General features: G+C 61.4%; 17 protein-coding genes. 12 read left to right on the forward strand and 5 right to left on the reverse strand.

Translation table 11 applies throughout. From position 1 onward, the window contains the following. Window positions 1-71: 71 nt before the first annotated feature. Window positions 72-2,168 (forward strand): NAD-dependent DNA ligase LigA, encoded by a 2,097-nt coding sequence (gene ligA, locus AXG89_RS12035; RefSeq protein WP_062169796.1) that lies wholly within the window; start codon window positions 72-74, stop codon window positions 2,166-2,168. After that, window positions 2,165-2,698, forward strand: a complete 534-nt coding sequence (gene def / locus AXG89_RS12040) for a peptide deformylase (protein WP_056352690.1) — start codon at window positions 2,165-2,167, stop codon at window positions 2,696-2,698. The genes ligA and def overlap by 4 nt, the downstream gene beginning before the upstream one ends. 56 nt (window positions 2,699-2,754) lie before the next feature. Here the strand turns inward: def and AXG89_RS12045 are convergent, their stop codons facing one another. From AXG89_RS12045 to map, 5 genes are all read right to left on the reverse strand, one after another. After that, window positions 2,755-2,991, reverse strand: a complete 237-nt coding sequence (locus AXG89_RS12045) for a hypothetical protein (RefSeq protein WP_062169797.1) — start codon at window positions 2,989-2,991, stop codon at window positions 2,755-2,757. 192 nt (window positions 2,992-3,183) lie between these two features. After that, window positions 3,184-3,933, reverse strand: coding sequence for a pseudouridine synthase (locus tag AXG89_RS44330; protein ID WP_335671951.1), 750 nt, complete (start codon window positions 3,931-3,933; stop codon window positions 3,184-3,186). Next, complete coding sequence (locus AXG89_RS44335) at window positions 3,915-5,123, reverse strand: hypothetical protein (protein WP_335671952.1); 1,209 nt, start codon at window positions 5,121-5,123, stop codon at window positions 3,915-3,917. Before AXG89_RS44335 ends, AXG89_RS44330 begins: the two co-directional genes overlap by 19 nt. Before the next feature lie 172 nt (window positions 5,124-5,295). After that, window positions 5,296-7,881, reverse strand: coding sequence for a [protein-PII] uridylyltransferase (locus AXG89_RS12055; protein WP_062169800.1), 2,586 nt, complete (start codon window positions 7,879-7,881; stop codon window positions 5,296-5,298). A gap of 136 nt (window positions 7,882-8,017) precedes the next feature. Beyond that, window positions 8,018-8,827 carry a type I methionyl aminopeptidase gene (gene map, locus AXG89_RS12060; RefSeq protein WP_062169801.1) on the reverse strand — a complete coding sequence of 270 codons (810 nt, stop codon included), beginning with the start codon at window positions 8,825-8,827 and terminating at the stop codon, window positions 8,018-8,020. 433 nt (window positions 8,828-9,260) lie between these two features. On the opposite strand from map, the gene rpsB reads away from it, so the two are divergent. The 10 genes from rpsB to AXG89_RS12115 all read left to right on the forward strand — a co-directional run bounded on the left by rpsB (window position 9,261) and on the right by AXG89_RS12115 (window position 20,349). Next, window positions 9,261-10,013: a 30S ribosomal protein S2 gene (gene rpsB / locus AXG89_RS12070; RefSeq protein WP_062169803.1), complete on the forward strand. Its 753-nt coding sequence runs from the start codon at window positions 9,261-9,263 to the stop codon at window positions 10,011-10,013. 255 nt (window positions 10,014-10,268) lie between these two features. After that, a complete protein-coding gene (gene tsf / locus AXG89_RS12075; RefSeq protein ID WP_061999153.1) occupies window positions 10,269-11,150 on the forward strand; it encodes a translation elongation factor Ts in 882 nt (293 codons plus the stop codon). 332 nt (window positions 11,151-11,482) lie between these two features. Next, a complete protein-coding gene (pyrH, locus tag AXG89_RS12080; RefSeq protein ID WP_056352704.1) occupies window positions 11,483-12,196 on the forward strand; it encodes a UMP kinase in 714 nt (237 codons plus the stop codon). Between the two features lie 108 nt (window positions 12,197-12,304). Continuing rightward, window positions 12,305-12,865, forward strand: coding sequence for a ribosome recycling factor (frr, locus tag AXG89_RS12085; RefSeq protein ID WP_056352706.1), 561 nt, complete (start codon window positions 12,305-12,307; stop codon window positions 12,863-12,865). Window positions 12,866-12,929: 64 nt separating this feature from the next. Then, entirely contained in the window at window positions 12,930-13,712 is a 783-nt protein-coding gene (gene uppS / locus AXG89_RS12090; RefSeq protein ID WP_061999154.1) for a polyprenyl diphosphate synthase, read from the forward strand. Beyond that, a complete protein-coding gene (locus AXG89_RS12095) occupies window positions 13,706-14,530 on the forward strand; it encodes a phosphatidate cytidylyltransferase (RefSeq protein ID WP_062169804.1) in 825 nt (274 codons plus the stop codon). Before uppS ends, AXG89_RS12095 begins: the two co-directional genes overlap by 7 nt. 124 nt (window positions 14,531-14,654) lie before the next feature. After that, window positions 14,655-15,860 (forward strand): 1-deoxy-D-xylulose-5-phosphate reductoisomerase, encoded by a 1,206-nt coding sequence (locus AXG89_RS12100; RefSeq protein WP_061999156.1) that lies wholly within the window; start codon window positions 14,655-14,657, stop codon window positions 15,858-15,860. A gap of 7 nt (window positions 15,861-15,867) precedes the next feature. After that, window positions 15,868-17,253 carry an RIP metalloprotease RseP gene (gene rseP / locus AXG89_RS12105; RefSeq protein WP_062169805.1) on the forward strand — a complete coding sequence of 462 codons (1,386 nt, stop codon included), beginning with the start codon at window positions 15,868-15,870 and terminating at the stop codon, window positions 17,251-17,253. Between the two features lie 98 nt (window positions 17,254-17,351). After that, the gene (gene bamA / locus AXG89_RS12110; RefSeq protein ID WP_062170559.1) at window positions 17,352-19,664 is read left to right on the forward strand and encodes an outer membrane protein assembly factor BamA; all 2,313 of its coding nucleotides are present in this window, start codon (window positions 17,352-17,354) and stop codon (window positions 19,662-19,664) included. A 163-nt stretch (window positions 19,665-19,827) separates the two neighbouring features. Then, window positions 19,828-20,349 (forward strand): OmpH family outer membrane protein, encoded by a 522-nt coding sequence (locus tag AXG89_RS12115; protein WP_061999158.1) that lies wholly within the window; start codon window positions 19,828-19,830, stop codon window positions 20,347-20,349. Window positions 20,350-20,358 lie beyond the last annotated feature (9 nt).

Genomic DNA, 20,358 nt, shown 5'->3' on the forward strand with positions numbered 1-20,358 from the left:
TGCCACGATCAGCCGTTCTCTGAGACAATCGACAGGTCGGTTTCTTCCAACTTCTCAGCCCGTCCTGCCGCATGTCCGCCAAACCGAAAGCCGCTGCCAAAGCAGAAAAAGCAGAGCCCGCTGTTCCAGCTACGCCCATTCCGGGCGCCGACCGTCCGGCCGAGCGCGCCGGGTGGCTGCGCGCGGAACTCGAGCGTGCGAACTACGCGTATTACGTTCTCGACCAGCCGGAGCTGCCTGACGCCGAATACGACATTCTGTTCAAGGAACTACAGCAGATCGAGGCGGCGCAACCTGACCTGATCACGCCGGATTCGCCCACGTTGCGGGTCGGCGGTCAGGTCGCGACAGGTTTCCAGCCGGTCACGCACGACGTGCCCATGCTGTCGCTGAACAACGGCTTTGCCGACGAAGATATCGTTGCATTCGACAAACGCGTCGCTGACGCACTCGGCCATACGCCCGTGGAATATGCGTGCGAGCTGAAATTCGACGGCCTCGCCATTTCGCTGCGGTATGACGACGGCGTGTTCGTTCAGGCGTCGACGCGCGGTGACGGCGCGACAGGCGAAGAAGTGACCGAAAACGTTCGCACCATTCATTCAATTCCGTTGAAACTCAAAGGCAAGAACATCCCGAAGCGGCTCGACGTCCGTGGCGAAGTGCTGATGTTCAAGCGTGACTTTGAGCGGCTGAACGCCCGGCAGCGCGAGGCGGAGCAACGTGAATTCGCCAACCCGCGCAATGCGGCTGCAGGCGGTCTACGGCAGCTCGATTCGAAGATGACCGCGCAGCGGAAGCTGTCTTTTTTTGCGTATGGGATCGGTGTGCTGGAAGGCGCGGAAATGCCGCCGTCGCACTCGGCGCTGCTCGACTGGTACAAGCAAATGGGCCTGCCGGTGAACGCGGAGCGCGGTGTCGTGAAGGGCGCGGACGGGTTGCTCGCTTTTTTCCACAGGACCGGCGAGAAGCGCGATGGTTTGCCGTATGACATCGACGGCGTGGTTTATAAGGTCAATCAGCGCGACGAACAGGACAAGCTGGGATTTGTCTCGCGTGCACCGCGCTTCGCGCTTGCACACAAGTTTCCGGCGCAGGAAGCGCTGACGCAGTTGCTGGCCATCGACGTGCAGGTCGGGCGGACCGGCGCAATCACACCGGTCGCGCGGTTGATGCCGGTGTTCGTCGGCGGCGCGACCGTGACGAACGCGACCTTGCACAACGAAGACGAAGTACGGCGCAAGGACATTCGTATTGGCGATACGGTGATCGTGCGACGTGCCGGCGACGTGATTCCCGAAGTTGTCGGCGCGATCCTGGATCGTCGTCCCGACGACGCGCGCGAGTTCGTGATGCCGACCGCGTGTCCGGTGTGCGGTTCGAAAATCGAACGGCTGCCCGACGAAGCCATCGCCCGTTGTACCGGTGGCCTGATCTGTCCCGCCCAACGCAAGCAGGCGCTGTGGCATTTCGCGCAGCGGCGCGCGCTGGATATCGACGGACTGGGTGAGAAGATCATCGACCAACTGGTCGAACAGAACATTGTGCGCACGCCGGCCGATCTGTTCAATCTGGGCGTCGCGAAGCTCGCGGCGCTGGACCGGTTCGCCGACAAATCTGCCCAGAATCTATTCGATTCCATCGGCAAGGCCAAGCACACCACCTTGCCGCGGTTTCTCTATGCGCTGGGTATTCGGCACGTGGGCGAGTCCACCGCGAAGGATCTCGCCAAGCATTTTGGTTCGCTCGATCCGATCATGGCGGCAAGCGTCGAAGAATTGCTCGAAGTGAACGACGTGGGTCCGGTCGTGGCCGAATCGCTGCACAATTTTTTCAGCGAAGAGCACAACCAGATGGTGATCGAGCAATTGCGCGCGCCGGGCAACGTCACATGGCCCGAAGGGCCGCCGGCGCCCAAGGCGCCGCAAGGTGTGCTCGCCGGCAAGACGGTCGTGCTGACCGGTACGCTGCCTACGCTTTCGCGCGAGGACGCCAAGGAAATGCTCGAGGCTGCGGGCGCGAAGGTGGCAGGCTCGGTATCGAAGAAAACGGATTACGTGGTGGCTGGAGCGGAGGCGGGCAGCAAGCTCGTGAAGGCCGAGGAACTCGGCGTTCCGGTACTCGACGAAGATGGTATGCGCAAGCTTTTGGAGGGAGAAACACCATGATTCGCGAAATCCTCAAGATGGGCGATCCGCGTTTGTTGCGTATCGCCGAGCCGGTGGATCATTTCGATACGCCCGAACTGCACGCCCTGGTGGAGGACATGTTCGACACCATGCGTCATGCGAACGGCGCTGGGCTTGCGGCGCCGCAGATCGGCGTGGACCTGCAGGTAGTGATTTTCGGCTTCGCTCACAACGAGCGTTATCCGGACGCGCAACCGGTGCCGGAGACGGTGTTGATCAATCCGATCATCACGCCCGTGTCGCACGACATGGAAGAAGGGTGGGAAGGGTGTTTGTCGGTGCCCGGGTTGCGCGGCGCCGTGCAGCGGTATTCCATGATCCGCTATCAGGGTTTTGATCAGTACGGCACGGCCATCGAGCGGCTTGCCGAGGGCTTTCACGCGCGTGTCGTGCAGCACGAATGTGATCACCTGATCGGCAAGCTTTATCCGATGCGCGTGACGGACTTCTCGAAGTTCGGTTTCACCGAGGTGCTGTTTCCCGGGCTGGATCCGAAGAGCGACGACTGAAAGTCGTCACTGGCAGCCCGTGGAATTGCTTTGAATCGACGGGCTGCCGACGGGTTTCAGGCAAAGCTCTTATTGCCCGAAGCCGTCTCCGGCTGACGAAACAGCTTGATATGTTCCGGATTTGCCGATGCCTGCAAGCGCCCATCCGGCAAACGCGCAATGACGACTTCGCCAATGCCCGGGCTCATTACCACGACTTCGTCGCGCAACGCGAGCAGTGCGTCGAGGCGACGTCGGCCGCTGACGATTTCGAGGCCGGTTTTTGTTTCGCGAACAATGATCTCAACGGACATGGCAATTCTCCAGTGGCTTTTGCAAGGCACACGCGCGGCGGAGCGGTAAATTGCACGTGTACCTGCCTAACGGTCATCAGTCATATTTTCTTTAACCAAAATATTGGCCAAAAAAAATCGATGTGATCAGCGGGTGCTGTTCACATCGATTTGTGCGGATTCCGTCGTTTTTTCGCGACGTTATCTATCAGATCAGAAGCTTTCGTCTGCGCCGAGGTAACGCCATTGTCCCGGCGGCAGCGCACCCAGGGTCACGTGGCCCATCCGGATTCGCTTCAGCCCAACCACTTCCAGGCCGACCAACTCGCACATCCGGCGAATCTGGCGCTTTTTGCCTTCGCGCAACACGAAGCGCAGTTGCTCTCCGTTTTGCCAGCTAACCTGGGCGGTCTTGAGCGGCACGTCGTCAAGTGCGAGGCCGTGGCGCAAGAGCGCGAGGCTTTCCGGTGGGAAGTGCGATTCGATATCGAGTTCATGCTCGCCGAATTTCACGCGCACGAGATATTCCTTGTCGACATCCGAATGTCCGCCGATCAACTGCTTCGCCACGCGGCCATCCTGCGTGAGCACGAGCAGACCTGTCGAGTCAATATCCAGACGTCCCGCAGGCGCCAGCGTGCGCAGATGCGTGGGTGAAAAGCGGATGCCGGATTGGTCATCGGCCCAATGGTTCGAAGGGTTGACCAGCGTGACCGCCGGCTGATACCCGTCTTCCGCCTGACCCGAAACATAGCCGACCGGCTTGTGGATCAGGATCGTCACCTGTTGCATTTGTGCGGCATGCGCGGCCTGAGCGATCTCGATGTTCTGATCGGGACGGATCTTGGTGCCAAGCGTATCGATGACCACGCCGTCTACCAGCACCCAGCCTTTTTCGATCCACTCATCGGCTTCCCGGCGCGAACAGAGGCCGAGTTCCGACATCACTTTCGACAAACGCACGAGCCCGTCTTCACCTTCGCGCGCGATGCGGGCCGGTGAGGGCGGCGCGTCTGCATCGCGGGGTTTAGAGGGTTTGGCCGCTGGTTTGCGTGGGGGCTTGCGCTCGTCACCGAAGCGTTCCGGCGATGCCTCGCGTTTTGCGTAGGGACGATCGCCTGGCGGACGCTGGCGATCGAAGGAGGCCGGACGCGGGCTGCCATCGTGCGCGTGGTTGCGCTCGCGGCGAGGTGCGCCGGTGTCACTGAACGACGGGCGCGGCGCGCGATCGCTTGCCGGGCCGCGGGAATCTTCACGGGGCTTGAACGGGCGGCCTTCGCCGTCACCGGTCGGGCGATCGCCGCGCGGCGCGGCGCGGTCGTTGAACGACGGGCGGGGCGTACGATCGCTGCTTGCGCCACGGGGCGCGTCGTCACGCGGGCTGAAGGGACGGCGTTCACCGTTCCCCGTAGGACGGTCACCGCGCGGAGCGCCGCGATCGCCAAATGACGGACGTGGTCCACGATCACCGCGGGGTGCATCCCCACGCGGCGGGAACGGACGACGTTCGCCATCGCCCGAAGGACGGTCGCCACGTGGTGCGCCACGATCTCCAAACGAAGGACGTGGTCCACGATCACCACGAGGTGCATCGCCGCGCGGCACAAACGGACGGCGTTCGCCATCGCCCGAAGGACGGTCACCACGCGGAGCGCCGCGATCGCCGAATGACGGACGTGGTCCACGATCACCGCGGGGTGCATCGCCACGCGGCGCAAACGGACGGCGTTCGCCATCGCCTGAAGGACGGTCACCACGCGGTGCGCCACGATCCCCAAACGAAGGGCGTGGGCCGCGATCGCCACGCGGTGCATCGCCACGAGGTGGGAACGGACGACGTTCGCCATCGCCCGAAGGACGGTCGCCACTTGGTGCGCCACGATCGCCGAATGACGGACGTGGTCCACGATCACCGCGGGGTGCATCGCCACGCGGCGCGAACGGACGGCGTTCGCCATCGCCTGAAGGACGGTCACCACGCGGTGCGCCACGGTCCCCAAACGAAGGACGCGGCCCGCGATCGCCACGCGGTGCATCGCCACGCGGCGGGAACGGACGACGCTCGCCATCGCCCGAAGGACGGTCACCACGCGGTGCGCCACGATCCCCAAACGAAGGTCTAGGCCCGCGTTCGCCACGAGGTGCATCGCCACGCGGAGTAGCCGGGCGATCTCCCGCCTGATCGACCCTTACCGGCCGATCTCCAGCCGGCCCCTCTGTCCGAGGCGGTTTTTTCCGTCCGGCAACGCTGCCGGTACGAACGGGGGAACGCGCCGGCGATGCCGGTCGCGGATGTTTCGCTGTCAGTTTGACGCGCATAGATTCTCAGGCTGCGATCGCGCGCAGCAGCTCGGTTTCGACCTGGATTTGCGTCCGGTTGTCGGATAGGGTTTTGCCGTCGAGCAGGAACACGTCTTCCACACGTTCGCCAAGCGTGTTGATCCGCGCCGCATGGACGCCGATCCGGTGCTGGGCGAGAACCCGCGCGATCGAATAAAGGAGGCCCTGCCGGTCGTTGGCCGACACGGACAGGATGTAATACTGACCACGTTCGTCGGGACGCAAATCCACGCGCGGTGTGATCGGGAAAGTGCGCACCAGCCGGGAAACCCGTCCCTTCGACGGTTCCGGCAAGATGCCCTCGGCGGTGAGCAACATGCTCAACTGCTGTTCGACGAGGTTGGCAATGTCGCGATAATGCCCGTCATGGTCCGGATGCGCGACCAGAAAATTGTCGAGCGCATAACCGTGGCGGGTCGTTGTAATGCGTGCATCGAGGACGGACAGGCCGTTTTTGTCGAAATAAGCGCAGATGCCGGCAAACAGGTCCGGCCGGTCCTTCACGTACACGAGCACTTGAAGCGCCGCGCCGATCGGCGATGGGCGCGCCCGCACGATCGGCTTTTCACTCTCGACGTGCTTGTAAAGCACGCGGGTCTGCCAGGCGATATCGGCAGCGTCATGGCGCAGGAAATAGCCGACATCCAGCTTGTCCCACAACGCTTTTTCAGCGTTCTCCGGCACCGTTTCAAGGCGCAGCAGCGCAAGCGCGTCTTCCTGGCGCGACTTGAGTTCCGAGTGCGCGTGCATTTCGGCGCCGCCAAGCACGGCACGGGTGGCCCGGTACAGATCCTCGAGCAGCTTGCCTTTCCATGCGTTCCAGACCTTGGGGCTCGTGCCGCGGATATCGGCGACGGTCAGCAAATACAGCGCGCTCAGCCGGCGCTCGGTCTGCACCATCGATGCAAACCGCTTGATGACTTCCGGATCGCTCGTGTCCTGCTTCTGCGCGACCTGGCTCATGGTCAGGTGCTGTTCGACGAGCCATACGACCAGGTCGCTGTCGTCGGCATTCATGTTGTGGTCGCGGCAAAAACGCCGGGCATCGACCATGCCGAGCGTGGAGTGATCGCCGCCGCGGCCCTTCGCAATGTCATGGAACAGCGCCGCCACGTAGAGCACCCACGAGCGTTCGAAATTGCCCATCAACTGCGTGCAGAACGGATACTCGTGCGCGTGTTCGGCCATCGCGAAACGGCGGATATTGCGCAACACCATCAGGATGTGCTGGTCGACGGTGTAGACGTGATACAGGTCATGCTGCATCTGCCCGACAATGCGCCGGAAATTCAGCAGATATCGGCCGAGCACGCTTGTCTGGTTCATCAGCCTGAGCGCGTGCGTGATGCCTTCGGGCGCCTGCAGGATCGCCATGAACAGGCGCCGGTTTTCCGGGTCGCGGCGCCAGTCGCGGTCCATCAGGTCGCGTGCGTTGTAGATCGCGCGCAACGTCCTCGCCGATAACCCCTTCACCCCGCGCGTTTGCTCATACAGCAGGAAGGCTTCGAGAATAGCGTTCGGCTGACGCTCGAAGACATCGTCGCTGGCAATTTCGAGCATTCCCTGCTTCTCGACGAAGCGCTCGTTCAACACGCGCGTCACGCCGCTCGTCGATGGAAACAGTTGCGCTTCCACGTTCTGGATCAGGATGGTTGCGAGCTGCGTCACGGCTTTCGCGGCCCAGTAATAGCGGCGCATGAGCTGTTCGCTGGCGCGTTTGGACGATGTCGCCTTGTAACCCAGGCTTTCCGCGAGCGCGGTTTGCAGATCGAATACGAGAATGTCCTGCCGGCGCTTCGCAATCACGTGCAACCGCGCTCGCAGCGTCTTCAGGAAACCTTCGTTGCGCCTGAGCTCACTCGCTTCACGCTCGGTGATGAGCCCGCGTGAATCGAGTTCGCGCCAACTGCTGCCAAAACCCGCCGCACGCGAAATCCACAGGATCAGTTGCAGGTCTCGCAAGCCGCCGGGGCTTTCCTTGATGTTCGGCTCGAGGCTATACGGCGTGTCCTGGTATTTTGCGTGGCGCTGGCGCATTTCCAGCACCTTCGCCTGGAAAAACGCACGCGGATCGAGCGTCTGCTGGTAGCGCGCTTCGAAGGCATCGACCAGTTTCTCGTTGCCCACGATCCGGCGCGCTTCGAGCAGCGACGTCCGGATGGTGATGTCGTTGCTCGCTTCGTGGATGCACTGCGACACCGAGCGCACGCTGCTGCCAATCTCGAGCCCGAGATCCCACGCCATGCCGATCAGCTTTTCGATACGTGCACCAAGCGTTTCCACCTGATCGGGCGTTTCGTGATCGGGCAGCAGGACGAGGATATCGATGTCCGAATACGGCGCGAGCTCGCCGCGCCCGTAACCGCCGACCGCCAGCAACGCCGCCGATGCCGGCATCTCGCACGCGTCCCACGCGCCCTTGAGGGCGTCGTCGGTGGCGCGGGCGAGGGCATGCATCAGGCCATCGACATTGGTCGCGCTCTTGAAGCGCTCGAGCAGCGCGGCTTTCGCTGTCTTGTACGAGGCTTTCAGCGAATCGGCAATAGGCGGGGCGTCGGCAGGTACGCTCATGGGCAGGCGGATCGTGAGGTCAGTGGAAGAACGTTATATTCGACGAAACGCTGCGCTCGCCGTCTTTCAATGCGCCGGGCCGTGCCCCGAGCAGTTGCGCGAGATACCGGGTCTCTCGCGGGGTGCTTCCGATCAATCAAGCCGTCGCGGCGATCAGCTCGGAAGGTGCCTGCGTTCCGGCCGACACGGTCAGCACTTCATAACCCGTCGGCGTCACCAGCACTGTATGCTCCCATTGCGCCGACAAGCTGCGGTCGCGGGTCTTCACGGTCCACTGATCAGGCATGGTGCGGATATCGCGGCGACCGGCGTTGATCATGGGTTCAACGGTAAAGATCATCCCGGCCTGCAGTTCGATGCCCGTACCCGGGCGGCCGTAATGCAGCACTTGCGGGTCTTCGTGGAACACCTTGCCCACGCCGTGACCGCAATATTCGCGCACCACGCTGTAACCTTGTGCTTCGGCATGTTTCTGGATGGCGTAGCCGATATCGCCCAGATGCGCGCCCGCCTTGATCTGGTCGATGCCAAGCCACATGCAGTCGAACGTGGTCTGCACCAGCCGCCTGGCCAGGATGGAACCTTCGCCGACCAGGAACATGCGGCTGGTATCGCCGAAATAACCGTCCTTGATCACCGTGATGTCGATATTCAGCGCGTCGCCGTTCTTCAACGCCTTGTCGCCGGGAATGCCGTGGCAGATCACGTCGTTGACGGAAATGCAGGTGGCCTTGGGGTAGGGCGGATAGCCCGGCGGCTGGTAATTCAGGGGCGCGGGCACGGTGCCCTGTTCCTTCGCCATGTATTCGTGGCAAAGGCGGTCCAGTTCGCCGGTCGTTACGCCCGCGACAATGTGGGGCGTGATGAAATCGAGTACCTCGCTCGCGAGCCGGCAGGCGATGCGCATTTGCGCAATATCGTGATCGTTTTTCAGCGTGATGGACATGACTTGTATCGAAAATGCGTGTTAGCGGCTTGAAACGCCAATCGCGCATTATCGCACCTTAGGCGGCACGCCGCAGTGGAAAACCGGTGAGGTTTGCGCCAAAAGCGCCGCCCGGCGCGGCACCGGCGGCTTTGGCGCACCCGGAAAACGCAGTTCGGAACGACTCCTTGCGGATCGTCAGGCAGCTTGAAACGCGACATTGGTGCGTGATATACTCGCTGGCTAAGTCTGCATCCACTTTGCAATCGTCTTTTCAATGCCTTTTTCCAGAAACCCCGGTTTCCGGGCAAGCCGGCGAAAAGCCCATCAAGAAGAGATCGGACTTGAATCGCAAGCCGGCGCACCCAGGGTGTCCGACGCCTCGAAAAGCTAAGAAACACGAGGCGCCCGATGCGGCAGCCGGCTTAAGACCCAACCCTCGCGGAGAACTCTCATGGCAGTAACAATGCGTCAAATGCTGGAAGCCGGTGTCCACTTCGGTCACCAAACGCGCTTCTGGAATCCGAAGATGGCTCCGTTCATTTTCGGTCATCGCAACAAGATTCACATTATCAACCTCGAAAAAACGCTGCCGATGTACAACGACGCGCTGAAGTACGTGCGTCAACTGGCAGCAAATCGCGGCACGATCCTGTTCGTCGGCACGAAGCGTCAGTCGCGTGACACGGTGGCAGAAGAGGCGCAACGCGCCGGCATGCCGTTCGTGAACGCACGCTGGCTCGGCGGCATGCTGACCAACTTCAAGACGCTGAAGGTATCGATCAAGCGCCTGAAGGACATGGAAGCAGCGCTGGAAGCCGGTGAAACGGAACGCATGAGCAAGAAGGAAGCGCTCCTGTTCGAACGCGAAATGGCCAAGCTGGTGAAGTCGATTGGCGGCGTGAAGGACATGGGCGGCATTCCGGACGCAATTTTCGTGGTTGACGTGGGTTACCACAAGATTGCCGTGACCGAAGCCAAGAAGCTTGGCATTCCGGTTATCGCGGTGGTCGACACGAACCACTCGCCGGAAGGCATCGACTACGTGATCCCGGGTAACGACGACGCCAGCAAGGCTGTCGCGCTGTACACGCAAGGCGTGGCCGACGCGATCCTGGAAGGCCGTTCGAGCGCGGTGAACGAAGTGGTGCAGGCAGTTCGCAGCGGCGAAGGCGACGAGTTCGTTGAAGTCAACGCAGAAGCGTAATTTGCAAAAGATGACGCCGATATGATGTATCCGGCTAGAAAGGGGGCTTTGCGAAAGGCCCCCTTTTTTTAGCCAGGCTCGTTTGGCCAGCCTCAGTAAGCGCTGAGCAACACGCAGGTCATCGAATAGTGTTGAAGTAACAAGCAGTACCCCATTCTGGCCGCGGGTGATTTTCGCCGGCGGCGCGTGTCAATAGTGCGATTCACGTGCCTTAAAGCTAAGGCTAAGGCACGGCACAGACTCAAGGAGCAAATGATGGCGGCAATTACCGCAAGCATGGTGGCAGAACTGCGCGCAAAGACCGACGCGCCCATGATGGAATGCAAGAAGGCGCTGACCGAAGCCGATGGCGACATGGACCGCGCTGAAGAACTGCTGCGCGTGAAGCTCGGCAACAAGGCGAGCAAGGCTGCATCGCGCGTGACGGCTGAAGGCATCGTCTCGGCGCATATCGCCGACGGCGTGGGCGTTCTGGTCGAACTGAACTGCGAAACCGACTTCGTTGCCAAGAACGACGACTTCCTGGCGTTCGGCAAGACGGTCGCAGAACTGATCGCGAAGAACCATCCGGCTGATGTGGCGGCCCTCTCGGCGCTGCCGCTGGAAAGCTCGACGGTTGATGCAGTGCGCCTCGCACTGATCGGCAAGATCGGTGAAAACGTCTCGGTGCGCCGTTTCGTGCGTTTTGAATCCGCCAACAAGCTCGCTTCGTACCTTCACGGTACGCGCATTGGCGTGCTGGTCGAATTCACGGGCGCGGACGAGCAGGTCGGCAAGGATGTCGCCATGCACGTTGCAGCAATGAAGCCGGTTTCGCTGTCGTCGAACGACGTGCCGGCGGAATTGATCGCGAAGGAACGCAGCATCGCTGAGCAAAAGGCTGCTGAATCGGGCAAGCCGGCTGAAATCGTCGCGAAGATGGTCGACGGCAGCGTGCAGAAATACCTGAAGGAGGTGTCGCTGCTGAACCAGACGTTCGTCAAGAACGACAAGCAGACGATCGAGCAGATGCTGAAAGCGGCAGGCGCATCAGTGCAGAAGTTTGCGCTGTTCGTGGTCGGCGAGGGCATCGAAAAGCGTACGGACGACTTCGCTGCCGAAGTGGCTGCCCAGGTCGCCGCTGCCAAGCAAGGCTGAGAAGCAGGTCCTCGCATGACGTTTCAAGCGGTGGCGGGTGTTCGCAACTGACGCTCAGCCGGCCCGTCCAACCGGGCCGCTCGACCGATGCACAGCTCGCCGCCGTGTTGTCACAGTTTCAAAAAGCAGTCGGATGCGGGTCTGGCGTTCCCATCGAGGAACGCTCGTTCCGTACCCTCATAGCGGCCAAAACCGCGCCGGATGGGCAAACCGGGGTCAACTCGTTATGCCGCCGCGGCTTGCCCAATATGGGATGCTTGCCGTAAATATCGTTTCACCCCTACAGTTCTACGTTGTTGCACTCCCTCTCGGCGCGAAACCGGAAATCTCATATGCCCACAGCCTACAAACGCGTACTCCTCAAACTCTCCGGCGAAGCACTCATGGGCGACGATGCCTTCGGCATCAATCGCGCAACAATCGAAAGGATGGTGGCAGATGTTGCGGAAGTGGTGCGCATGGGCACGCAACTCGCGGTCGTGATCGGTGGCGGTAATATCTTCCGCGGTGTGGCGGGCGGCGCGGCCGGCATGGACCGTGCAACAGCCGATTACATGGGCATGCTTGCCACCATGATGAACGCGCTGGCCTTGCAGGACGCCATGCGCCATGCCGGTATCGAAGCGCGCGTGCAGTCCGCGCTGCGCATGGACCAGGTGGTCGAGCCGTACATTCGCCCGCGCGCGATTCGTCAGCTCGAAGAAGGAAAAGTGGTTATTTTCGCGGCCGGCACGGGTAACCCGTTCTTCACGACTGATACCGCTGCTGCCCTGCGCGGTGCGGAAGTCGGCGCGGAAGTCGTGCTCAAGGCGACCAAAGTGGACGGTGTATATTCCGCCGATCCCAAGAAAGATGCGAGCGCTACGCGTTACAGCACGATCAGCTTCGACGAAGCGATTGGCAAGAACCTGCAGGTGATGGACGCGACGGCGTTTGCGCTGTGCCGCGACCAGAAGCTGCCGATCCGGGTGTTTTCGATCAATAAACCGGGGGCGCTAAAGCGCATCATCCAGGGCGACGACGAAGGTACGCTCGTCCACGTGTAAACTCTCGCAGTAAGTAACGAAAGCAGGCTTGAGGCCGAGTGCGGGTTCGTTGGGACCGGCGCCCCCCATGCCTGCACTGCGTGTAACAAAGCAAGTACGGAGGCTGAAATGAGTGTGGCTGACATTAGAAAGAGCGTCGACCAGAAGATGCAGAAGTCGATCGAAGCGTTCAAGAACGATCTCGCCAAGATTCGCACGGGTCGCGCCCATACGGGTTTGCTCGACCATATCCAGGTGGATTACTACGGCTCGAGCGTACCTATCTCGCAAGTCGCGAACATGACGCTGATCGACGCGCGCACGATCGGCGTGCAGGCGTGGGAAAAGAAGATGGTGCCGGTGGTGGAAAAGGCGATCCGCGATTCGGATCTCGGCCTGAACCCGTCGAACCAGGGCGACCAGATCCGAGTGCCAATGCCCGCGCTGACGGAAGAACGCCGCCGCGAACTGACGAAAGTGGTGAAAAGCGAAGGCGAAAACGCCAAGATCGCGATTCGCAACCTGCGTCGCGACGCGAACGAGCAACTGAAGAAGCTTGTGAAGGACAAGGAAATCTCCGAGGACGACGAGCGTCGTGCAAGCGATGACGTCCAGAAATTAACTGACAAAAACGTCGCGGAAATCGACAAGCTGGTGGTGTCGAAAGAAGCCGAAATCATGACGGTTTGAGGCCGATCACGGTCTCTTGCGTCGTGCCGGCGCGTCACTCTGTCGATACTAAGATTCAGCGGCCATGACCTATACCAGCTCTACCGTTCGCGTGCCCGATGTCGCGGCTGTCCCGCGTCATATCGCGATCATCATGGACGGCAATGGCCGTTGGGCAACGCAGCGGCGCCTGCCGCGCGTAGCGGGCCACACGCGCGGCGTCGATGCCGTGCGGGCAACGGTCGAAAGCTGTGCGCGCCAGGGCGTCCAGTTCGTGACGTTGTTTGCCTTCAGTTCCGAAAACTGGCGGCGTCCAACTGACGAAGTCTCGTTCCTCATGCGCCTGTTCGTCACGGCGCTCGAGCGGGAAGTCGGCAAGCTGCACGCAAACGGCATCCGTTTGCGGGTGGTGGGCGACACGTCCATGTTCGACGATCGCATCCGCGCGCTGATCCAGCGTGCCGAAACCAAGACGGCGCGCAACACGCGCCTGACGCTGACCATTGCGGCGAATTACGGTGGCCGCTGGGACATCATGCAGGCCGCCAGGAAGCTCGCCGAGCAGTCGGTGGAAGAAGGCCGCGTCGTTCCCGTCGACGAAGCGTCGTTCGAGCAGCATCTGGCCATGGCTTATGCGCCCGAGCCGGATCTCTTCATCCGCACGGGCGGGGAGCAGCGCATCAGCAACTTCCTGCTGTGGCAACTGGCCTACACCGAGTTCTATTTCACCGATACCTATTGGCCCGACTTCGACGCCGAGGCGCTCGCACGGGCGCTCGAGTCGTATGGCGAACGCGAACGCCGCTTCGGCCGCACCAGCGCGCAACTCGAACCGCAATCGCAGAAGGCCGATACCCTTTCATGCTAAAGACCCGTGTCATCACGGCAATCGTCTTGCTGGCAGTGCTCCTGCCAATCACGTTTTTCGCACCAGTGGGCGCTTTCGCGGCGCTGATCGCCGTAGTCGTGATCTTCGCGGCCTGGGAATGGGCGCGGCTCCTCAAGCTGGGCGGCGGGACGCCGGTGGTGTACGCGGTGATTGCGGGCGTGGCGCTGGTCGCCAGCACGCGGCTCGGGCTCGGTTACAAACCCCTGTATCAGATGGCCGCGATCTTCTGGGTCCTGGCCGGACCATTTGCGCTCGCCCGCAAGCCGGCGCTGGCCGAAGGCGCGTGGCGCGTTTTCCTGTTGTTCGCGGGAATCGTGACGTTTGTGGCGTGCTGGCACGCTTTGGTTGCGGCTCGTACGGTAGGCGTAGCATTCGTGCTATCGCTTCTCCTAGTCGTATGGCTGGCCGACATTGGCGCATACTTCGCCGGAAAAGCGTTTGGCCGGCACAAGCTCGCGCCGTCCATCAGCCCGGGCAAGACCCGCGAAGGCGCGGCTGGCGGCTGGCTGGCGGTGATGGTCGTGGGTTCGGCGGCCGCTGCAACGATGGTTTTTGCGCCAACCCTTTATACGGCGCTCGTGGAGCATCTCGGCTGGCTCGGCGCGCTGGTGTCATTGACCGTGCTGACCGTGTTCAGCGTGATCGGCGATCTGTTCGAATCGCTGCTCAAGCGCCAGGCCGGTGTCAAGGATTCGAGCGGATTGCTCCCGGGACACGGCGGCGTGCTCGACCGGATTGACGCTCTCCTGCCGGTATTGCCGATCGCGCTGTTGTTGCTCGGATCGTTCGGCGGCTAGTTGGCCAGAAAGAGTGGCCACGTGTGCGGTCTTGCAGGTAGCCAAATGCGATGTAGCCAAATGCGCCAAATCGAAGCTAAATCGGCGGCCGGGTTGATCCGGCCAGCCCGCTAAAGAAGGATTTATGCAAAAACGTCTGACTCTGCTCGGCTCAACGGGCTCGATCGGCGAGAGCACGCTTGATGTCGTGGCGCGGCATCCCGACCGGTTCAAGGTCTACGCACTGAGCGCGCATCGCAACGGCGACAAGCTCGTCGATCAATGCCTGCAGTTCCAGCCGGAAGTCGCGGTCGTGGGCGACGCCGGCACCGCCGAGAAGGTCGCAGCCGCGCTGCGCGAGCAAGGTTGCAAGACCGAGGTGAGCTACGGCCGGCAGGCGCTCGTGGATGCATCGGAGAGTTCGGGTTGCGATACCGTGGTCGCCGCGATCGTCGGCGCCGCGGGGCTCGCGCCCACGCTGGCCGCAGCCCGTGCCGGCAAGCGCATCCTGCTGGCCAACAAGGAAGCGCTGGTCATGTCGGGGCAGATTTTTATTGATGCCGTGCGCGATCACGGCGCCGTCCTGCTGCCGGTGGACAGCGAGCACAACGCCGTGTTCCAGTGCCTGCCACGCGAAGTGGCGCTGCACGGCGGGGTATCGAAGATCATCTTGACGGCGTCGGGCGGACCGTTCCGCACGCGCGACCCGTCGTCGCTCAAGCATGTCACGCCCGACGAAGCCTGCAAGCATCCGAACTGGGCCATGGGCCGCAAGATTTCCGTCGATTCCGCGACCATGATGAACAAGGGTCTCGAAGTGATCGAGGCGCACTGGTTGTTCGACGTGCCGGGATCGCGCATCGAAGTGCTGATTCATCCGCAAAGCGTGATTCATTCGCTGGTGTCCTACGCCGATGGCTCGGTGCTCGCGCAACTCGGCAATCCCGACATGCGCACGCCGATCGCGCATGCGCTGGCGTTCCCGGATCGTGTCGATTCCGGCGTCGCACAACTGGATCTCGCGCAAATCGCCACACTCACCTTCGAGAAGCCCGACCTCAAGCGTTTTCCGTGTCTCGCGCTCGCGCTCAAGGCGCTGGAAGCCGGTGGCACGGCAAGCGCGGCGCTCAATGCTGCCAACGAAGTCGCGGTGGAGGCGTTCCTGACGCGCCGTATCGGCTTCATGGCGATTGGCGAAGTGGTCGAGCGCGTGCTGAACGCCATGCCGAACGGCAATGCATCGACGCTCGATGAAGTGCTCGCAGCCGACGCCGAAGCGCGCCGCCTCGCGGGCGAGTTCTCGGCCTTGCTGACCATGGACGCGCCGCAAGCAGAGCGCGTCCTGCATTGAGACGGACATGAACTTCCTGACTGAAATCGTTGCGTTTGTCGTGGCCATCGGCGTCTTGGTCGTCGTCCACGAATTTGGCCATTTCAGCGTCGCACGGCTGTGCGGCGTGAAGGTCCTGCGATTTTCGGTCGGCTTTGGCAAGCCGCTCGTGAAATGGGTCAGCAAGACCACTGGCACCGAGTGGACGATCTCGGCGTTGCCGCTTGGCGGCTACGTGAAGATGCTCGACGAACGGGAGTCGGACGCGACCATTCCCGAAGCCGATCTGCCGCACGCGTTCAACCGCCAGCCCGTGTTCAAGCGCATCGCGATTGTTGCGGCGGGTCCTGTCTTCAACTTCATTCTCGCCATCCTTTTGTTCGCTGGCGTGTTCGCCGCAGGCGTGTCCGAGCCGGCGGCGATCCTCGCCACGCCGGCAGCCGGTACCGTGGCCGCGAAAGCCGGCTTCGAAGGCGGCGAGACAGTCGTTTCGATGCGCGACATGACGCCCGGCGGCGGTGCGACTGGTGACACGTTGCCGATCCGGTCATGGTCCGACCTGCGCTGGAAGCTGCTCGATGCATCGTTTGACCAGCGCCGCGTCGTGCTCGCGGCCAAGACGAGCGAAGGTACGTTCGATTTTCCTGTGACGGTGGGCAAGGTCGACGACCAGGACATCGACCAGGACTTCATGGACAAGCTCGGCTTCGAGCCGGGCGGCGGCACGTTGTCGGTGGCGGGCGTGGAAGCGGGTAGCGCGGCCGCGAAAGCGGGTCTTCAGGCGGGCGATGTACTGCGCGCAATCGATGGCAAGAAGATCGACAACGCGATGGGCTTCATCGACTATGTCCAGCATCGTCCGGGGACGCCGGTTTCGTTGACGGTCGAGCGCAACGGCGCGCAGCGCGCCGTGCAGATCGTGCCGGAACTCAAGGCCGATGCAAGCACGAACCGCAACGTCGGCCGCATCGGCGCGTCGCTTGCCACGCGCATTCCTTCGGTCGACGTGCGCTACGGTCCCATCGAGAGCCTGCAACTCGGCGTGAAACGCACCTGGGACATCAGCATCTATTCGCTGCGCATGTTCGGCCGGATGATCACCGGCGAAGCCTCGCTCAAGAATCTTTCGGGTCCCGTGACAATCGCGGACTATGCAGGCAAAAGCGCGCGCCTTGGCTTGTCAGCGTTTCTGTCCTTCCTGGCACTCGTGAGTATTAGCCTCGGAGTGTTGAACTTGTTACCGATTCCGGTTCTTGACGGTGGGCATCTGTTATATTATTTGGTTGAAGCCGCAACTGGCAAAGCCGTGTCTGATCGCTGGCAGATGGTTTTGCAGCGAGCGGGTCTTGTCTGCATCGTTGCCTTGTCGGCGATTGCACTCTTTAACGACCTCGCTCGGTTGATTCGCTTTTGATCCGGTTTCCGATTCACATTGATCCTTTTCATCTTGTCCGGCGGCGCTTGAACGAACGCGGTCCGGCTAGATGCAGCTATACACACTGGGGAAGCACGTTGTTCAAACCTCATCGCTTTGTTCCTAAGTCGGCTGTGGCCGCAGCATTGGCCGCTACCGGCATGGCGGCGCACGCGACAACGCCGTTTGTCGTGCAGGACATCCGGATTGACGGCCTTCAGCGCATCGAACCCGGCTCGGTTTTCGCCTACTTACCCATCAAGCAGGGCGACACGTTCACCGACGACAAAGCCTCCGAAGCGATTCGGGCGCTTTACGCAACGGGCTTCTTCAACGACGTCCAGGTTGCAACACAGGGCAACGTGGTGGTCGTGCAGGTGCAGGAACGTCCGGCTATCTCGCAGATCGATTTCTCCGGCATCCACGAGTTCGAAAAAGACAACCTGATCAAGGCACTGCGCTCGGTCGGCTTGTCGCAAGGCCGCTCGTACGACAAGGCGCTCGTCGACAAAGCTGAACAGGAACTCAAGCGCCAGTATCTGACGCGCGGTTTCTATGCAGCGGAAGTCACGACCACGGTCACGCCGGTCGACCGCAACCGTGTGCAGATCTTGTTTTCGGTGGCTGAAGGTCCGAGCGCGAAGATCCGCCAGATCAACTTCATCGGCAACAAGGCGATCAGCACGAGCACGCTGCGCGACGAGATGCAGCTGTCCACGCCGAACTGGTTCTCGTGGTACACGAAGAACGACTTGTACGCGAAGGAAAAGCTCACGGGCGACCTCGAAAACGTACGTTCGTACTACCTGAATCGCGGTTATCTCGAGTTCAACATCGACTCGACGCAGGTGTCGATCTCGCCGGACAAGAAGGACATGTATCTCACGGTTTCGCTGCACGAAGGCGAGCCTTACAAGATCAGCGCCATCCAGCTTTCGGGCAATCTGCTCGACCGTCAGGCCGAGTTGAACAAGCTCGTCAAGATCAAACCAGGCGATCGTTTCTCGGCTGAGAAGCTGCAGGCGACCACCAAGGCGATCGTCGACAAGCTGGGCGAATACGGTTATGCGTTCGCCCAGGTCAATGCCCAGCCGCAGATCAATCAGGCCAATCACACCGTCGACCTGACGCTCAACGTGGATCCGAGCCGCCGCGTGTATGTGCGCCGCGTGAACATCGTCGGCAATACGCGCACGCGTGACGAAGTCGTGCGCCGCGAAATGCGTCAGCTCGAAAGCTCGTGGTTCGACTCGAGCCGCCTTGCGCTCTCGAAGGACCGCGTGAACCGTCTCGGTTACTTTACCGACGTCGATGTGACGACCACGCCTGTCGAAGGCACGAACGACCAGGTGGACGTGGACGTGAAGGTCGCTGAAAAGCCGACTGGCGCCATTACGCTCGGCGCCGGTTTCTCATCGACGGACAAGGTCGTGCTGTCGGCCGGCGTGTCGCAGGACAACGTGTTCGGTTCGGGTACCAGCCTTTCGGTCAACGTCAATACGGCCAAGACGTATCGAACGTTGACGGTGACGCAGGTCGATCCGTACTTCACCATCGACGGTATCAAGCGTATTACCGACTTGTACTACCGCACGTATCAGCCGCTGTATTACTCGACCGATTCGAGCTTCAAGATCGTGACGATTGGTGGCGACCTGAAGTTCGGCATTCCGTTCTCCGAGCAGGACACGGTCTACTTCGGCGCGGGCCTCGAGCAGAACACGCTGGATGTGGATGCATCGACGCCGCAAAGCTACAAGGACTACGTCAACGAATTCGGCCGCGTCGTGAACAACGTGCCGGTGACAGTGGGCTGGTCGCGCGACAATCGGGACAGCGCGCTGGTCCCGAGCCGCGGGTACTACACGCAGACGAACGCCGAGTACGGCACGCCCGCGGGTAACACCACCTATGTCAAGGTGGACGCGCAGGCGCAGTATTACTATTCGTTCGCTCGCGGCTTCGTGCTGGGCCTGAACCTGCAAGGCGGATACGGTAAGGGCCTGAAGGGCCAGACGTACCCGATTTTCAAGAACTACTATGCAGGTGGTATTGGTTCGGTCCGGGGTTATGAACCAAGCTCGCTCGGTCCGCGCGACACAACCACGGGCGATCCGATCGGCGGTTCACGCATGGCGGTGGGTAACATCGAGTTGACGTTCCCGTTGCCGGGCACGGGTTACGATCGCACGTTGCGCGTGTTCACGTTCCTTGACGGTGGTAACGTCTGGGGCGATCCGGGTCAGGGCGGTACGACCACCGGCGCAAATGGCCTGCGATACGGTTATGGTGTGGGTCTGGCGTGGATCTCGCCAATTGGTCCGCTCAAGCTGAGCCTGGGTTTCCCGCTGCAGAAACATGAAGGCGACCAGTATCAGAAGTTCCAGTTCCAGATTGGTACGGCCTTCTAATACCGTGGGAACAGTTTTCGCGACCCGGGTTGCGCTGCGGCGGAAACCGGGTCGAGACGAAATGGATTTCGCAGCAAACGTAAATCAAGCGACGTAAATAAGTAACGTGAGGAAGACTTTGCGAACCGGTAAGCTTTCGAAACATGTGGCACTGGCACTCCTGATGTCGGTGGCGTTCGGACTGACGGGCGTGGCTACCGCAGACGCGCAAGAGGCCCGGATTGCAGCCGTCAATTCCGATCGCATCCTGCGCGAGTCGGCGGCGGCCAAGGCGGCGCAGTCGAAGCTCGAACAAGAGTTTTCGAAGCGCGACAAGGCGTTGCAGGACATGGCCGCGCGTTTAAAGACCATGTCGGACGCCATGGACAAGAACGGCGCGGCCATGGCCCCGGCGGACCGTGCTGCCAAACAGCGTGACCTGTCGCAACTGGACCAGGATTTCCAGCGCAAGCAGCGCGAGTTTCGGGAAGACCTGAACCAGCGCCGCAATGAGGAACTCGCGGGTGTGCTTGACCGGGCCAACAAGGTCATCAAGCAGATTGCGGAGCAGCAGCATTACGACCTGATCGTGCAAGAAGCGGTGTATGTCAGTCCGCGTATCGATATCACGGATCAAGTGCTGAAGGCGTTGGCGGCGAATCAGTCGAGCCTGTCGACCAACCCGGGCGCCGGCACATCGAACTGATCGTCAAAT

Source organism: Burkholderia sp. PAMC 26561, from assembly GCF_001557535.2.
Classification (GTDB): domain Bacteria; phylum Pseudomonadota; class Gammaproteobacteria; order Burkholderiales; family Burkholderiaceae; genus Caballeronia.

Excerpts from the sequence above, each read along its gene's own strand:
- ligA (WP_062169796.1), top strand. The coding sequence starts at position 72 with ATGTCCGCCAAACCGAAAGCCGCTGCCAAAGCAGAAAAAGCAGAGCCC.
- def (WP_056352690.1), top strand. The coding sequence starts at position 2,165 with ATGATTCGCGAAATCCTCAAGATGGGCGATCCGCGTTTGTTGCGTATC.
- AXG89_RS12045 (WP_062169797.1), bottom strand. The coding sequence starts at position 2,991 with ATGTCCGTTGAGATCATTGTTCGCGAAACAAAAACCGGCCTCGAAATC.
- AXG89_RS12055 (WP_062169800.1), bottom strand. The coding sequence starts at position 7,881 with ATGAGCGTACCTGCCGACGCCCCGCCTATTGCCGATTCGCTGAAAGCC.
- map (WP_062169801.1), bottom strand. The coding sequence starts at position 8,827 with ATGTCCATCACGCTGAAAAACGATCACGATATTGCGCAAATGCGCATC.
- rpsB (WP_062169803.1), top strand. The coding sequence starts at position 9,261 with ATGGCAGTAACAATGCGTCAAATGCTGGAAGCCGGTGTCCACTTCGGT.
- tsf (WP_061999153.1), top strand. The coding sequence starts at position 10,269 with ATGGCGGCAATTACCGCAAGCATGGTGGCAGAACTGCGCGCAAAGACC.
- pyrH (WP_056352704.1), top strand. The coding sequence starts at position 11,483 with ATGCCCACAGCCTACAAACGCGTACTCCTCAAACTCTCCGGCGAAGCA.
- frr (WP_056352706.1), top strand. The coding sequence starts at position 12,305 with ATGAGTGTGGCTGACATTAGAAAGAGCGTCGACCAGAAGATGCAGAAG.
- uppS (WP_061999154.1), top strand. The coding sequence starts at position 12,930 with ATGACCTATACCAGCTCTACCGTTCGCGTGCCCGATGTCGCGGCTGTC.
- AXG89_RS12095 (WP_062169804.1), top strand. The coding sequence starts at position 13,706 with ATGCTAAAGACCCGTGTCATCACGGCAATCGTCTTGCTGGCAGTGCTC.
- AXG89_RS12100 (WP_061999156.1), top strand. The coding sequence starts at position 14,655 with ATGCAAAAACGTCTGACTCTGCTCGGCTCAACGGGCTCGATCGGCGAG.
- rseP (WP_062169805.1), top strand. The coding sequence starts at position 15,868 with ATGAACTTCCTGACTGAAATCGTTGCGTTTGTCGTGGCCATCGGCGTC.
- AXG89_RS12115 (WP_061999158.1), top strand. The coding sequence starts at position 19,828 with ATGTCGGTGGCGTTCGGACTGACGGGCGTGGCTACCGCAGACGCGCAA.